At 46.8% G+C, this 1,407-nt stretch carries 1 protein-coding gene and 1 pseudogene; both read left to right on the top strand.

Going from position 1 to position 1,407, the window contains the following annotated elements; genetic code table 11:
• On the top strand, window positions 1–375 hold a 375-nt coding region (locus tag LKE08_RS12950; protein WP_324704648.1), incomplete at its 5' end, for a hypothetical protein.
• 390 nt (window positions 376–765) lie between these two features.
• Window positions 766–1,407 (top strand): annotated as a pseudogene (locus LKE08_RS12955) (calcium-binding protein); the annotation flags it as partial.

Here is a 1,407-nt window from a genome sequence, read left to right on the forward strand (position 1 = left end):
GAGTCTGAGGAAGAGGACATCGCCGAGGATACCGATTCCGATGAGTCTGAGGAAGAGGACATCGCCGAGGATACCGACTCCGATGATTCGGGTAGTGAAGCCGATGTTTTGACAGGAGAAGCACCTGAAGATCCTGAAGATTCGGGAGCCGACGATCCCCTGTTAGATCCCACGGATGAAAGTGATGATGCGGATACTCTGATTGCAAATCAGTCAGAATCCGATCTCACTGATGAAGGTGTCGAAGTGATTGAAGACAGCTTCCCACTGGTGGATGCCGACGAGGAAAGTTCCATCTCCGGAGTAGAGTTCTCGTCTGAAGCGGAAGACATCGATCTTCTGTCAACAGACACGGATGATAGTTTTGAGATCTGAGGTGCAAAAGCTGCTGAGTATTGAGTCGGCAATTCTGCTTGGATATTAGCGACTCAATACTCTGAACGCCTCCCAAAAAAGAATCGGCTAGAAAAACCTGCTCAGAGAACAATATAAATCAAATCTCCGGGCAGGTTTCCGGATGATGAAATGGGGTTCTTTTTCAATTTTTTAAAATCTGAAAATTGGGAACCAAAATCGGGCTAAAATTAAAAAAATATTCGGGAACATCCGATCAAGTTTTTGGGTCTCTAAGCCTGTATAATACCGTGGGTAAAATGATGTACTTCGGACTACAGGGGATGAGTTGAGGCGCTTGAAATGTTAGCCCGACCCCAAGATAATCTAAAGTATGAAGTCCCCCAAGCAACTGAAAGGAGAGCTTTAAAAATGCCAGAACAAGTTATTAGAACCAATCCTTTGTCGTTGAGCGTCGCCGAAAATAGTCCCTTCTCATTTGGGGTAACATATGAGACCGCCAATCCTGTAAATAACACCTTGAACGGATTGACATTGCGACTCCATTTTGATTCGGAAGCTATAGACTTTGGTGCAGTCGAGAATTTAGAATCATTTGACGTTTTTGTGACCAACCCTTCAGAAAATTCAGAGAATCAAAGTGGGGTGGATGATGGCGATCCCAATACAGATTCTTACATTGTTATCGGGTGGATTAGCCAAAACCCTGTATGGCCTGGTGACGATCAGACATACCCGGTAACGCTCTACAATGCAAATTTTACAACGCTTGACGGATTTACCGGAACAACGATTAATTTTACCTCTAGTGATAACCCAAGTGAAGACGGTGTAGTTTATGAACTCGATGCCCAATCTCTGACTCTGAACCTGGCACAGGCGGGAATCACGGTCGATCCCACAACAGGGTTGACCACGACGGAAGCCGGGGGGACGGACACATTTACCGTCGTTCTCACCAGCCAACCCTCCGCAAATGTGACCATCCCGATCGCCAGTTCCGATGCCACGGAGGGGACGGCGGACGTCACCGAACTGGTATTCACCCCCGAC

The organism is Lyngbya sp. CCY1209, assembly GCF_035615495.1.
GTDB lineage: Bacteria > Cyanobacteriota > Cyanobacteriia > Cyanobacteriales > Microcoleaceae > Limnospira.